Source organism: Flavobacteriales bacterium (assembly GCA_016716605.1).
Lineage (GTDB): Bacteria > Bacteroidota > Bacteroidia > Flavobacteriales_F > PHOS-HE28 > PHOS-HE28.
In genome coordinates, this window is the sequence record JADJWA010000001.1 from 3,609,790 (window position 1) to 3,623,383 (window position 13,594).

The 13,594-nt window shown below is 62.3% G+C and carries 14 protein-coding genes and 1 tRNA gene; 9 read left to right on the forward strand and 6 right to left on the reverse strand.

Annotated features, from left to right (window positions below; genetic code table 11):
- Positions 1-23: 23 nt before the first annotated feature.
- The 3 genes from lpxB to surE are packed head-to-tail and all read right to left on the reverse strand — an operon-like array spanning position 24 to position 2,294.
- Positions 24-1,199 carry a lipid-A-disaccharide synthase gene (gene lpxB, locus IPM12_14675; GenBank protein MBK9149048.1) on the reverse strand — a complete coding sequence of 392 codons (1,176 nt, stop codon included), beginning with the start codon at positions 1,197-1,199 and terminating at the stop codon, positions 24-26.
- Entirely contained in the window at positions 1,199-1,528 is a 330-nt protein-coding gene (locus IPM12_14680; GenBank protein ID MBK9149049.1) for a hypothetical protein, read from the reverse strand. The genes lpxB and IPM12_14680 overlap by 1 nt, the downstream gene beginning before the upstream one ends.
- Positions 1,515-2,294: a 5'/3'-nucleotidase SurE gene (gene surE / locus IPM12_14685; protein ID MBK9149050.1), complete on the reverse strand. Its 780-nt coding sequence runs from the start codon at positions 2,292-2,294 to the stop codon at positions 1,515-1,517. Before surE ends, IPM12_14680 begins: the two co-directional genes overlap by 14 nt.
- A 130-nt stretch (positions 2,295-2,424) precedes the next feature.
- Between surE and IPM12_14690 the strand changes: the two genes are divergently transcribed.
- The 3 genes from IPM12_14690 to IPM12_14700 all read left to right on the forward strand — a co-directional run bounded on the left by IPM12_14690 (position 2,425) and on the right by IPM12_14700 (position 3,780).
- Positions 2,425-2,817: a RidA family protein gene (locus IPM12_14690; protein ID MBK9149051.1), complete on the forward strand. Its 393-nt coding sequence runs from the start codon at positions 2,425-2,427 to the stop codon at positions 2,815-2,817.
- Positions 2,818-3,035: 218 nt separating this feature from the next.
- Positions 3,036-3,122: transfer RNA gene (locus IPM12_14695), tRNA-Leu, on the forward strand.
- 52 nt (positions 3,123-3,174) lie between these two features.
- Positions 3,175-3,780 (forward strand): hypothetical protein, encoded by a 606-nt coding sequence (locus IPM12_14700; GenBank protein ID MBK9149052.1) that lies wholly within the window; start codon positions 3,175-3,177, stop codon positions 3,778-3,780.
- On the opposite strand, the gene IPM12_14705 is transcribed toward IPM12_14700, so the two are convergent.
- Positions 3,771-4,694: a peptidoglycan DD-metalloendopeptidase family protein gene (locus tag IPM12_14705; GenBank protein MBK9149053.1), complete on the reverse strand. Its 924-nt coding sequence runs from the start codon at positions 4,692-4,694 to the stop codon at positions 3,771-3,773. The genes IPM12_14700 and IPM12_14705 overlap by 10 nt on opposite strands.
- Before the next feature lie 262 nt (positions 4,695-4,956).
- On the opposite strand from IPM12_14705, the gene IPM12_14710 reads away from it, so the two are divergent.
- The 6 genes from IPM12_14710 to IPM12_14735 all read left to right on the forward strand — a co-directional run bounded on the left by IPM12_14710 (position 4,957) and on the right by IPM12_14735 (position 12,353).
- The gene (locus IPM12_14710; GenBank protein ID MBK9149054.1) at positions 4,957-6,708 is read left to right on the forward strand and encodes a lysophospholipid acyltransferase family protein; all 1,752 of its coding nucleotides are present in this window, start codon (positions 4,957-4,959) and stop codon (positions 6,706-6,708) included.
- Positions 6,709-6,879: 171 nt separating this feature from the next.
- The gene (locus tag IPM12_14715; GenBank protein MBK9149055.1) at positions 6,880-8,100 is read left to right on the forward strand and encodes an isocitrate dehydrogenase (NADP(+)); all 1,221 of its coding nucleotides are present in this window, start codon (positions 6,880-6,882) and stop codon (positions 8,098-8,100) included.
- A 131-nt stretch (positions 8,101-8,231) separates the two neighbouring features.
- Positions 8,232-9,371, forward strand: a complete 1,140-nt coding sequence (locus IPM12_14720) for a hypothetical protein (GenBank protein ID MBK9149056.1) — start codon at positions 8,232-8,234, stop codon at positions 9,369-9,371.
- 153 nt (positions 9,372-9,524) lie between these two features.
- Complete coding sequence (locus IPM12_14725; GenBank protein MBK9149057.1) at positions 9,525-10,949, forward strand: hypothetical protein; 1,425 nt, start codon at positions 9,525-9,527, stop codon at positions 10,947-10,949.
- A 109-nt stretch (positions 10,950-11,058) separates the two neighbouring features.
- Entirely contained in the window at positions 11,059-11,724 is a 666-nt protein-coding gene (gene fsa, locus IPM12_14730; GenBank protein MBK9149058.1) for a fructose-6-phosphate aldolase, read from the forward strand.
- Between the two features lie 8 nt (positions 11,725-11,732).
- A complete protein-coding gene (locus tag IPM12_14735; GenBank protein ID MBK9149059.1) occupies positions 11,733-12,353 on the forward strand; it encodes a threonylcarbamoyl-AMP synthase in 621 nt (206 codons plus the stop codon).
- Here the strand turns inward: IPM12_14735 and IPM12_14740 are convergent.
- Together IPM12_14740 and IPM12_14745 are read right to left on the reverse strand one after the other, a co-directional pair.
- Positions 12,350-13,339: a PHB depolymerase family esterase gene (locus tag IPM12_14740; protein ID MBK9149060.1), complete on the reverse strand. Its 990-nt coding sequence runs from the start codon at positions 13,337-13,339 to the stop codon at positions 12,350-12,352. The genes IPM12_14735 and IPM12_14740 overlap by 4 nt on opposite strands.
- Positions 13,339-13,578: a hypothetical protein gene (locus IPM12_14745; protein MBK9149061.1), complete on the reverse strand. Its 240-nt coding sequence runs from the start codon at positions 13,576-13,578 to the stop codon at positions 13,339-13,341. The genes IPM12_14740 and IPM12_14745 overlap by 1 nt, the downstream gene beginning before the upstream one ends.
- Between the last annotated feature and the right edge of the window lie 16 nt (positions 13,579-13,594).

Sequence of the window (13,594 nt, forward strand, 5' to 3'; positions counted from 1 at the left end):
AACTACCGGGACGAGCGGCGGCCTTAGGTGCCGCGGGCCAGACTTTTCCACACGGCCGCAGCCACCTTCGCGCTTGCACCGGGCCCGCCCAGCTTCTGCTTCAGCTTATCGAGGTCGTCGATCATGCGCTTCCTGGCGGGTCCATCGCTCGTGATCCGGTCGAGTTCCGCGCAAAGGGTTTCCACGGTGAGCTCGCCTTGGATCAGCTCGCGCACCACTTCGCGGTCCATGATCAGGTTCACCAGGCTGATGAACTTGATGTCGACCAGGCGCCGCGCGATCCAAACGTTGAGCGCGCCTCCGCTGTAGCATACGGCCTGCGGAATGCCCAGGAGCGCGGTCTCCAGCGTAGCGGTGCCACTGGTGACCAGCGCGGCGCGCGCATGCCGTAGCACATCGTAGGTGCGGCCCTTCACCACGGTGATCCCGGTTCCGGCGATCAGCGCTTCATATGCATCATCCGGCACCGACGGCGCTGCTGCCAGTACGAATCGGTGCTGTGGGCGTTGACGCGCCACCTCGGCCATCAGCGGGAGCACCCGGCTGATCTCCTGCCGACGGCTGCCGGGGAGCAGGGCCACCACGGACCGCTGATCTTCGGCCGGCAGCGGCAGCAGCGGGCTCCTGCCCTCCTGCTCGATCGCATCGAGCAACGGGTGCCCGACAAAGTCGACCTTGACGCCGTAGCGCGCATACCATGACTCTTCGAACGGAAGGATGCAGTACATGCGATCCACCACGCGCTTGATCAAGTGCACACGGCCCTTCTTCCATGCCCAGACCTGCGGGCTGATGTAATAGTGAACCGGTATGCCCTTCGCATGCGCCCACTCCGCGATCCGCAGGTTGAAGCCCGGGTAGTCGATGAGCACAAGCGCATCGGGTTGGAAGGACGCGATATCGCGCTTACACGCCTCCATGTTGCGCAGGATGGTGCGCAGGTTCATGATCACCTGCGTGAAGCCCATGAACGCGAGCTCGCGGTAGTGCTTCACCACCTCTGCCCCTGCTCCGGCCATGCGGTCGCCGCCCCAAGCTCGGATGCGCAGCGTATCAGTCGAGGCCTTCGGCTGGCCCTTGGCCAACATGAAGAGCTCGCGCACGAGATTGCTGCCATGCAGGTCGCCGCTGGCTTCGCCGGCGATCATGTACACCCGGGAGCCGCGATCACCGGGTCGGGTTGGCAAGCGCTCTTCCATCACAGCCAGCCTTGCTCCGCGAGCTCATTCAGGATGAAGGCACCCACGATGTAAGCGCCGTAGATCAGCATGGCCACGATCACGCCGCGCATGGCCTGGTGCATGCCCCGGCGATCGAAGAGGAAGAAGAGCCCGGCATCGGCGATCAGGCTCAGGCTCACGATGCGCGGGCGGTAGGCGGCTGTGCCCAGGAAGAGCTCGTTCACGAACCATGCGAAATCATGGTGCGGCCTGATGGCGGTGACATAGATGCCGCCGTAGGCGGCGAACCCGAGCAACGGCGCCCCCAGTCCAAGGATGAATCCCGCTAACCGGCTATCCAATTTCATGGTGCCAGGTGTTCAATTCCGCGATGGCATGGTGCGCCGTCATGTCGTACTGGGTGGGCACGATGCTCACGTATCCGTTCTCCACAGCCCACACATCGGTATCCTCGCCTTGGTCGTGGCTTCGGAACTCGCCGCGCAGCCAGTAATATTCCTTGCCGCCGGGATCGCTCCGGGTCTCGAACTCATCCTCCCAATTGGCCTTGGCCTGTCGGCAAACTCGGATGCCTTTCAAGGGCGCGCCGTGGGTCAAGGGAACGTTCACGTTGAGGCAGGCGCCATGTGCCAGGCCATGCTGCAGCGCATTGGCCACCACGCTGCGCACCACCGGCCTTACCGGCGAGAAATCAGCTTCGATGCTATGATCCATGAGGCTGAATCCGATGCTGGGGATGCCTTCCATGGCCCCCTCGACCGCTGCGCTCATGGTGCCGCTGTAGAGCACATTGATGCTAATGTTGGCCCCGTGGTTGATCCCGCTCACTAGCAGGTCCGGACGCTTGCCGCCGAGCAGCTTGTAGATGGCGAGCTTCACGCAATCCACCGGGGTCCCGGAGCAGCTCCAGGCCTCCACGCCATCGACCTGCTCCACGCGCTGCAGCCGAAGGAAGCTGTGGATGGTGATGGCGTGGCCCATGGCGCTCTGCGGCTTGTCGGGAGCCACCACCAGCACCCGGCCGTACCGGAGCATCTCCTCCGCAAGCACAAGTATGCCGGGAGCGAAGATGCCATCGTCGTTAGTGACCAGGATGAGCGGGCGTTCAGGCATGCGCAATTCGCCGGGCCCAAAGGCGATGGCGAGCGGCAAATCTATCCGCCAGCCAAGGTGCCGTGCCCCATGACCGGCGCATCCGCATGCATGATACTTTGCCAGCCCACCAACACACGGGTCCTTGAACATGAAGCAGGCCATTCATCCTCCGGATTCGGCGCGTCCGATCGCGCCTTATTCGCCCGCCATCGCGGCAGGCGGATTCCTCTTCATCAGCGGCCAGATCGCGCTCGATGCCCAAGGGCGGCTCGTATCGGAGGACATCATTTCGGAGACGCGGCAGGTGATGGAGAACCTGAGGGTATTGCTCAATGCGTCAGGTCTCAGCTTTGACCACCTGGTGAAGGTGACCATCTTCCTGAGCGACATGGGCCACTATGCAGCAGTGAATGAGGTGTACGGAAGCTGCTTCACCGATACACCGCCGGCGCGCGAGGCCTTGGCGGTGAAGGGCCTGCCACGTGGCGCGAACGTTGAGATCAGTGGCATCGCTGCCCTTGGTGGGCAGCAACAGCGATAAGGACGTGAAACCCGGGATCGGGCACGCCCGTTGAACCGGCCTGTCCAAGTAGTTCAAAGGTCAGTCTGAAGAGTCACGTCGCCCCTGTCCGCTCCGGCGGATGGGGGCTTCGTGCTTTCGGGCCCTTCGTTATCGACGTGCTTCTCATGCTTGAATATGCCAACTACCACGGCTGGAATGCGCGCCTATATTTGCGCCCCCTGAGTTAAGGGGCACTCACCGGAGTGGCGGAATTGGTAGACGCGCACGTTTCAGGGGCGTGTGACCGTAAGGTTGTAAGGGTTCGAGTCCCTTCTCCGGTACCAAGAGCGGCTGTGAGGGCCGCTCTTCGTGTTATCGGCGGCATGTTCGGCAGGCATGACTGACAAGGTTTACAAGACCCGGCTGGAGTGGCACAACGTGAAGGTGGTGGCCATGGCCGCGCCATTCATGCTCTCGGGAGCCGCTGGCATAGGGTTCTCAACGGGCCATATCAAGCTCATCGGCGGAACGGCCGCTGCGGTCGCCTCAGCGCTGATCATAGCGTTCATCCGTGATCGGAAGCGGCCGGCAACCTACCGGATCACAGAGCAAGCCTTGGAACTCGAGCGAGGCCGCTTCCAGGACCGGGTCCTTGCTGCTGACATCATTGACGCGAGCATGATGGAGCGCGTGGTGGGGCGGCATTATGTGCAGCGCAAGGTGGTGAAGAAGAACCGCGACGGGCTTCCCAGCCCTCGGGCGGCTCAGCAACGCTTCCTGCGTTACTGCACCATCGACATCGGTTTACGCTCGTTCACCTTCGGATTGGGCAGGCTGTTCATTGATCGCATGGAGAGCTCGCGGCACGACCTGATCCTCCTACGGGCGAAGAATGGAGTGGAATTCCTGCTCTCCCCGGAACGGAATCAGGATTTCGTCGAGCAGATCTCGAAGCTCAAGCGCAGGCACGAGGACGGCAACGCCGCCCCGCTTCAATTGTAGCGCACGCGCTGGCCCAAGCGAAGCAGGGATCGCTGGCTGATGCCATTGATCCTGCACAGGGCGCTAACGCTGGTGCCGTAGCGCCTGGCAATGGCGGAAAGGGTATCGCCGCTGCGCACCACATGATACTTGCGCGCGCCTACTTGCGCCTTGGCCGCCGCCATGGTGGCGAAGGTGCCCTTGTGGATGTCGAAGGTCTTGGCCTTCAGCATGCCGTTCCCCACATCGACGATGAGCGATGGATCGATGGGCTGGTCGAGGAAGCGCACCTCAAAATGCAAATGGCTGCCATAGCTCCTGCCGGTATTGCCGCCCTTGCCGAGCGTATCACCAGCCTCAACGATCCGTCCGGGCTCAACAAAGCGCTTGCTGAGATGCGCATAGAGCGTCTCCAGGCCGTTGTGGTGCCGAACCACCACCACATGCCCGTATGACTTGTTGTACTTGGAGATGCGCACCACCCCCGGGAACGCGCAGACCACGGGATCACCGGTCTGCAGCTTCAGATCGAGGCCATAGTGCATGCGCCCGCGGCGCGGTCCGAAGGGCGAGGTGAGATGGCCCGGGCATGGCATGGCGAAATCATCGCCGGTGACGCTCAGGTCCAGGCAAAGGGTATCATGAACCGCCGGCGCATTCTCGCGATCGAAGATGGTCTCGGTATTCCAATGGCAATAGAGGTCATAACCGGGGATCATGGCCAGGGAATCGCTCACATCGCACAGGATGCCCAGTGCATTCGCGGCTCGGTTGATCTCCAATCGGGCATGCTCCGGACCCTCCTCCGGTGCCAGCTCATCGAAGATGTCAATTCCATCCGGCCCGCCGAAGCTGACGGTGTCGGTAACCTGCCCATGCACCCAGAAGCCCCCAACAAGGGCCCAGGACAGTGCAATCATTCGCAGGTTCAGCATGGTCGCCGGCAAAACTATCCGGGCATGCCGCTCTGCAATGCGCGCGGGCTGCCAACTTCCCACAACGCGCCAATCAAGTCGATGGACCTTCAATCTCGTTCGACCAAGGGCTCAATCATATCAATGAACGCGGGTTAACGTTGGTTAAGGCCTGCTTGCCTGGTTTCGGGTCATGACCGTAGATGACCTGCTCGCCCCTCAATCCCTCTCATCTTATCAACAGGACCTGCGAGGATGAGGCCCAAGGGTACTTTCGCTCGCGATGAAGCGGATCGTTGCGCCTGCCGAACTGGCTAAGGCGAGCCATATGCGCGAAGGCGATCCACGAATCGCGCTGCTCACCGAGGTGAGCGGGCTGAAGCGATTAGAGCGTGTCTATTCCAACATCGCGCATCTCAGCGACATCGAGTTCACGGAAGCCGTGTTCCGGGAGCTGAACCTCGAGGTGGAGATACCGGCAGAGGATCTCGATCATGTTCCGGAAAGCGGCGGATTGGTATTCGTAGCCAATCACCCCTACGGCGCCATTGACGGGCTGGCCATGGTTAAGGTGCTGGGCCGAAAGCGCCCGGACCTGAAGGTGATGGCGAATTTCCTGCTTCGGCAGCTCGAGCCTTTGCGCGACCGCTTCATCGGGGTGAATCCGCTGGAGGGGATCAGCTCCCAGAGCAGCTTCCAAGGCATGCGGCAAGCGTTGGCCCATGTCACCGAGGGCCATGCGCTCGGGGTGTTCCCGGCGGGCGAGGTGAGCAGCTGGCGCACCGAATTGCGGGCCGTTGCCGATCCCCGCTGGAAGACCCCGGCGATCAAGATCCTTCAGCGCGCTGAGGTGCCAGTGGTGCCCGTTTGGTTCGATGGGGCCAACAGCCTCGTGTTCCAGATGCTGGGCATGATCCACCCCAACCTGCGCACCTTGGTGCTCCCGAACGAAATGCTCCGGATGCGCGGCCGCACCGTGCGCATGCGCATCGGCAAAGCCATCGCCCCGAAGGACCTTGCCGCCTTCGGCAACGCCGAGCACCTGGCCCGCTATCTCAGGGCGAAGACCTACGCCCTGGGCAGCGGCTTGCAAGTGAAGCGCGAGCTCTTCGCCCCCCTGCGCTTCCCTGCGAAGCCCAAGGATGTGGTGGAAGCCGTTGACCATGACGCGCTGCTCCGTGAGATCGCCTCGATCGGGGATCTGCGCATCAACCATCAAGCTGAGTTCGACCTCTACCTCGCGTCGAGCCATCGCATCCCCGGAATCCTTCGCGAGATCGGCCGTTTGCGCGAACTCACTTTCCGGGCCGTCGGTGAAGGCACCAATAAGTCCATCGACCTCGATGAGTTCGACCTATACTACGAGCACCTATTCCTCTGGGACCGCGAGAAGCAACAGCTTGTCGGCGCCTACCGCATCGGCGACGGCCGCAAGATCATGGCGCGCTACGGCAAACGCGGCTTCTATACCAGCACCCTCTTCCGCATGGGCCGGCCCATGGAGCGCGTGCTCAGGCGCAGCTTCGAGCTCGGCCGCTCCTTCATCTCACCCGAATACCAGCGCCAGCGGCTCCCGCTCTTCATGCTCTGGAGAGGATTGCTGCTGCACCTGATCGCCAACCCCGACCAGCACTTTCTCATCGGCCCGGTGAGCATCAGCGGCACCTATAGCCGGTTCTCGCGCACGCTCATCATGGAATTCGTGCGGCTCAACCACTACGACCATGAGCTGGCCCAGCACGTGCATCCGCGCCACCGCTTCCGCATCAAGCCCGATAAGGCCGACAGCGAGGCCTTGGTGGAAGCCAGCAAGGCAGACCTGAAGAAGATGGATCGCCTGATCGCGGAGATCGACCCGCACGAGACCGCGATGCCCGTGTTGCTGAAGAAGTACCTGCTCCTCAATGCGCGCATCATCGGCTTCAACCGAGACCCCAAATTCAACGACGCCCTCGACGGACTCATGGTGCTCGACCTCAACAAGCTGCCAGAGAAGACCGTTGAGGATCTTCGAAAGGGAATGAGTGAGGTGTGAGCGCTGGTTGGATGTTGAATGTTGAGGCGGTTGAGGGTCGAGGGTTGAAGCGCACTACCTGCTCGCGTACATCTTCTTCAATTTGCGCGGGTACATTCGCCGCCGAAACACAGCGCAGCCAACCCCCAACCTGCCTTTCGTTCAACCGCCCCCCCAACCGTTCCATAGGATATGTCGAAGATCAAAGTAGCTAACCCCGTAGTCGAGCTCGATGGCGATGAAATGACCCGCATCATCTGGAAGTGGATCAAGGAGCAACTGATCCTTCCATACGTGGATGTGCCGATCGAGTACTACGACCTGGGCATGGAGAGCCGCGACAGGACCGACGACAAGGTGACCGTCGAGAGCGCCAAGGCCATCCTGAAGCACAGCGTGGGGATCAAATGCGCGACGATCACGCCCGATGAAGCGCGTGTTGCGGAGTTCGGGCTGAAGCAGATGTGGAAAAGCCCCAACGGCACTATCCGCAACATCCTTGGCGGCACGGTCTTCCGCGAGCCGATCGTGATCAGCAACATACCGCGGCTGGTACCGGGCTGGACACAGCCCATCGTGATCGGCCGTCACGCCTTCGGCGATCAGTACCGTGCGACGGATGCCGTGATCAAGGGCAAGGGCAAGCTCACCATGACCTTCACCCCTGATGATGGCGGCGAAGCGCAGACCTGGAACGTGTACGACTTCGAGGGCAACGGCGTGGCCCTGAGCATGTACAACACCGACGAGAGCATCGAGGGCTTCGCTCGCAGTTGCTTCAACCTCGCATTGGCGAAGAAGTGGCCGCTCTACCTGAGCACCAAGAACACCATCCTGAAGAAGTACGATGGCCGCTTCAAGGACATCTTCGAGGAGGTCTACCAGAAGGATTTCAAGGCCGCCTTCAAAGAAGCCGGCATCGTTTACGAGCACCGTTTGATCGACGACATGGTTGCCAGCGCCATGAAGTGGAGCGGAGGCTACGTGTGGGCCTGCAAGAACTACGACGGCGATGTGCAGAGCGACACCGTGGCGCAAGGCTTCGGCTCATTAGGCCTGATGACCAGCGTGCTCATCACCCCCGATGGCAAGACGATGGAAGCGGAAGCCGCGCACGGCACCGTGACGCGCCACTACCGCATGCACCAGCAAGGCAAGCCCACCAGCACCAACCCCATCGCGAGCATCTTCGCGTGGACGCGCGGCCTGGCCTTCCGCGGCAAGATTGATGGCAATCAAGCGCTCATCGACTTCTGCACGAAGCTGGAGAGCGTGTGCATCCGCGCGGTGGAGAGCGGCAAGATGACCAAGGACCTTGCAGCGTGCATACATGGAGAGAAGGTGAGCGCCGACCATTACCTCACCACGGAGAAATTCATGGACGCGCTCCGGGAAGGGATGGAACGCGCCTGAATTCATCGATCGGGGCCTTGGATTGGAACGGATCCTTGCCTAACCTTGTGTAATCCGGACGCGAGCGGTTGGCTGGTGCTGAATACGGGATGTCCTGTCCTTCTCAGCCTTCGCTCAACAAACCACTGCCCATGCTGAACCGACTGCGCCTTCTCGCACTTCTGGCGCCCATCTTCCCCGCATGGCTCCATGCACAAGGCTGCGTGGCCATCCGCAGCTTCACCTCGTGCAATCCGAACAGCTTCACGAACAGCAATCTGGTCGGAAAGGGCTGGCAGCTGAGCACGAGCTACAGGTACTTCGAATCGCATCGCCACTTCAACGGCCAGGATGAGCACGTCCACCGCAATGAGCTTAAGACCCAGGTGTTCAATTGGACCAACCAGCTGAATGCCGCATTCACCTACAACACGGATAAGCGGCAGGGAATCACCTTCGTGCTTCCCTGGGCCTACAACACCCGCTCCTCCCTGTATGAGCACGGCGGACGCTCCCGCCAGAGCACGCGGTCGGTCGGCATCGGCGATATACGCGTGCAGTACAACCGCTGGCTCTGGCATCCGGACAGCACGAGGAAGGGCAATGTGATGGTGAGCGCCGGCGTGAAGCTGCCCACCGGAGATTTCAGGGCGATGGACTTCTTCTACAGCGAAGGCACGGACACCGTGCCGAACACAGCATCCAATCCATGGGGCCAGTTACAGCCCGTGGACCAGAGCATTCAGCTCGGTGATGGTGGGCTGGGCTTCACGCTGGAGATGCAGGGTTTCGCGAAGCTCGCCGGACAACTCTACGGCTACGTGAATGCCTTCTATCTGTTGAACCCGATGGAGACCAATGGCACATTGACCTACCGGAGCCGAGCGAATGAAATGGTGTGCAGCGTCCCCGATCAGTACATGGCGCGCGCCGGACTCAACTATACCGTTGTGCCATCCAAAGGCCTCAACGCATTCTGCGGAGGCCGGATCGAAGGGATACCCGCCAAGGATCTGGTGGGCGGCAGCAAAGGCTTCCGCAGGCCGGGGTATGTGCTATCCCTCGAACCGGGCCTCGATTGGATGCGAGGCCGTCACGACCTGAATGTGAGCGTACCGTTCGCTGTGGTGCGTGAGCGCGTGCAGAGCGTGCCCGATATGGAGCGAAGCACGGAGACCGGCACCTTCGTCCGGGGCGATGCCGCATTCGCGGACCATGTGGTGAATGTGACCTGGACCGTGATGCTGATCAATGGGCGGGCGGATCGAGCCGGGGCTCCCGCCGCCCACTGAGTGAATCAGCACCGGAGCTCCCAGCGACCTATGCGAACGGTATGAATGCTTGCGGATCGCACAGCCTCATTGCACCGAGCTCCTTGGCGAGTCGGATGCAGGTGGCCGAACGGACTTGAGCCAACCGCACCATCTTAGCGGCCACCGCTCACCATGGCGCACCGCTGGAACATCCTCTTCGCTTCATTGGCCTTCCTCACCTGCGCATGGTTCGGCGTGGGGCATTCCTCCGAGGACGAGTTCCAACATGTGATCCTGATCGCTGAGCACCTGCGCGGCAACGTAGAGGCCGATGCCATGCCGATCGACTATCAGCGCGGGTGGCGGGGCACGCTGCTCCCGGTGATCGCCGCCGGGGCTTTCTCAGCCTGCGAAGCGATCGGCATCAGCGATCCCTTCATCCTCACCTTACTGCTGCGGCTGATCACCGCCTTGATCGCGCTCTGGGTGATGCATGGCCTCGTGGGTGCCTTCAAAGCGCGGTTGCGCACCGAAAGCCACCAGGCCTTGGACGCGCTCAGCTGGTTCCTCTGGTTCGTGCCGGTACTGCTGATCCGCTTCTCCGGAGAGGCGTGGAGCGCCTTGCTCTTCGCACGTGGGCTCACGCTGGTCCTGGGGGAGAAGCCGCGTAATCCATGGGCCATCGGTGCTTGGTGGGGGGCCGCCGTGATCTGCAGGCCTGCAGTGGCTTTGCTGCCGGCGGCCGCAATGCTCTGGCTGCTTTTCGTGAAGCAGGAATCCCGATCGCGGCTGCTGCGGATGATCGGCGGCGGCGCGGCAGCCTTGACCGTTGGCGCCGGCATTGATGCAGCGGCATACGGCACCCTCACGTTCTCGCTTTGGAATTATGCGCTCGCCGCGATCTCCGGTGAGGAGGCCTCCCGCTTCACCGCATTGCCCTGGTACCAGCACGTGCTCTTCGTCGTGAAGTACGCCACGCCTCCTATCGCCCTGCTCTTGTTCGGAGCGCTGACGACCCTCGTTCTGCTGAAGCCGAAGCATATCCTCGTCTGGCTGCTGCTCCCCTTCCTGGTCGCGCACTCCGTGCTGCCCATCAAAGAGCCGCGCTTCCTCGTTCCTCTTGCGCCCTTGATGCCCTGGCTCCTGGCAGCAGCTTGGGATGCCCTATGCATCCGATGGCCGGTGACGATGAAGCGCGATCTGTGGCTGCGGCTGCTGTTCCCTTTCGCGGCGATCAACCTGCTCGCGCTGGTCGTGGCGGCCCTCACTCCCGCAGGCAACGGACGCATCGCCCTCGCGAAGGAGATCCACGAGCGATTCGGCGCTGAACAGGTCCACATCGACCTGCTCGGTGATTGGCGGCAATGGATACCGCCTTTCTACCTGTCAGCGGGAAGCACCGAGACCATCACCGAAAAGGTCGTCCCTGCGAAATCGAATTCGATCCACCTGGTGCTGGCTCCCGAGAGCAGGAATATGGACAGTGTGGTGAGCTTGGAACGATTGGCCACCGGGTGCCCTGGTTGGTCGCACCGCTACCTCCGCTGGTACGGATTGGAGGATGGCTCCGACCCGCTGGTGCTATACCAACTGAAGATCGGCGTGCTGGACCATTGAGCGATCCTTGGACCCGACCTTCAACAGAATACCCCCCCACTGCCCAACCGCCAACCGCTGAATACCTTCGCCGCCGCGCCAACGCACCAATGGCTGCGGCGATCCAAGCATGAAATTCTTCATCGACACCGCGAGCCTCGCGCAGATCAAGGAAGCCCAGGACCTCGGCGTGCTCGACGGCGTGACGACCAACCCGTCGCTCATGGCCAAGGAGGGCGTCAGCGGTGAAGAGCGCGTCCGGCAGCATTACATCGACATCTGCGATATCGTTGACGGCCCGGTGAGCGCCGAAGTGATCAGCACCGACCTCGCAGGCATCGTGCGCGAGGGCGAAGCGCTGGCCGCGCTGCACCCCAACATCGTGGTGAAGGTGCCCATGATCCGCGATGGCGTGAAGGCGCTGAAGCACTTCAGCGGTAAAGGCATCAAGACGAACTGCACGCTGGTGTTCTCCGCCGGGCAGGCCCTGCTCGCCGCCAAAGCGGGCGCCACTTTCGTATCGCCATTCATCGGCCGCCTCGACGATGTGAGCACCGACGGCGTTGCGCTCATCGAGCAGATCCGTTTGATCTACGACAACTACGGCTACCGCACCGAGGTGCTCGCGGCAAGCATCCGCCACCCGATGCACATCGTCCAATGCGCGGAGGTGGGCGCTGATGTGGCCACCTGCCCGCTGAGCGCGATCACCGCGCTGTTCGACCATCCGCTCACCACCATCGGCCTGGAGAAATTCCTCGCGGACCACCGCAAGGCCGCAGCGGTGAAGGCCTGAGCGCTGCCGTGCTGATCGACATCCACCCCACGCATCCAGAGCCGCGCAAGATCAAGGCGGCGGCTGATGCGCTGCGCGCCGGCGAAGTGATCGTGTGCCCCACGGACACGGTGCATGCCTTCGTATGCAGTGCGGAGAGCGCGCGTGCCGTGGAAGAGCTGGCGCGATTGAAGGGCGGCAAGCGCGGCAAAGCGGAACTCTCATTGATCTGCGAGAGCCTGAGCCACCTCAGCGACTATGCGCGGGTGACGGATACCGCTGCATACCGCATCGTGAAGCGCGCGCTGCCCGGACCATTCACCTTCATCCTGCCTGCCAGCGCGGCCATCCCGAAACTGTTCAAGAACAACCGCAGGACCATCGGCATCCGTGTGCCCGACCATGCCGTGCCGCAAGCGTTGGTGAAGGAATTGGGGCATGCGCTCGCCGCCACCAGCGTGCACGACCCGGACACCCTGCTGGACCACACCTCCGAGGCGTGGCGGATCGAAGAGCTCTTCGGGCATCAGTTGGGCATGGTGCTCGATGCGGGTCCATGCGGATTGGAGCCGAGCACGGTGATCGACCTCAGCCAAGGAGAGCCCTTGGTGGTTCGCAAAGGCAAGGGTGATTCGAGCGCTGTGCTCTAGCGCACCAGCCCGAACTCCCGCGCGATCGCCCGTGTGCTGTTGAAGCCGACATCCTTGCCGGTCCAGCCGCCTCTTCCCTGATCATCCTGCGCCAAGCGATGGCCCAATTCCTCGATGCGGTAGAGCACCACGGGTTCTGCACCGGTTGAATCGCGGAAGCTCATGCGCACCACAGTGGCACGCGCATCGACCCGCTCCTTGGACTCAGGGACGCTGTCGGCTCCTGCAACAGATGTCCATTGGGCCACGAGCGCGCGCGCCAGCTCGAAATCGGCCACGTGGTCACGAACCCCATGAACCACCACGATCCTCGGGTAACGTACAACCGGATCGAGCGCCACCTGGCGCACACGCTCAGCCCATTGCATCGGCGTGAGCGCTTCGGGATGCACCACCGGCCTGCGCTCCGCATCGCCCTTCGCGACTCCCCCATATGGCGCCCCCGCCACGATCGCGGCCTGCTGCAGCAGCCTCGGATGGCAGGCCGCCAGCGCCACCGCCATGGCCGCGCCCGCAGACACACCGTACGCACTCACGCCTGAGGGATCGACCGGATAACGCGCGAACGCGTGCTCGATCATCTGCGCAAGCGAGAACACTTCGCCCATGCCGGGCAAGGCATCGCCTTCACGGAACCAGTTGAAGCAGCGCATCGGGCTGTTGCTGCGCCTCTGCTGCGCGAAGACGAGGTAGGCGCCCACGCTATCGGCGATGGCGCCCCAGCCGCTGAGCTTGAGGATCGACTCGGCATCCTGGCCGCAGCCGTGCAGCACCATCACCATGGGCCGCTTGCCCTCGAGCGATCCAGCCCCCTGGGGCGCACGCATGAACATGCGCAGGTTGCCGGGGTTGTTGCCGAAAGACTGCACCTCGACCAGCACCTCCCGCTCCCCCGCTTCTGCCGAACCAATGGCTCTGTGCGCACCGCAAAGGATGGAGAGGACCAAAAGACCTTGCTTGATCAGTCCGTTCATGTGCAATCGCATCAGGGCCATGTCCGTCTTCGCGCGACAAGCACCAGGACGAAAAGAGCGATCGGTGCAGCCAGCGCTATCCAGATGCCCAGGCTCTTCAGCATGAAGGGCAGTAGCACCGTGAACGTGAGACCGAAGGCAGCGATATAGAGGAAGGGCTTATGGATCTCGCCGCGCCTTCGATAATCAACGAAGAGCAGCGCCAAGGGGATGCAGCCGATGCCGCCGCCAAGCAGCAGGACGAACGCCATCGACAAAGCCACCGGC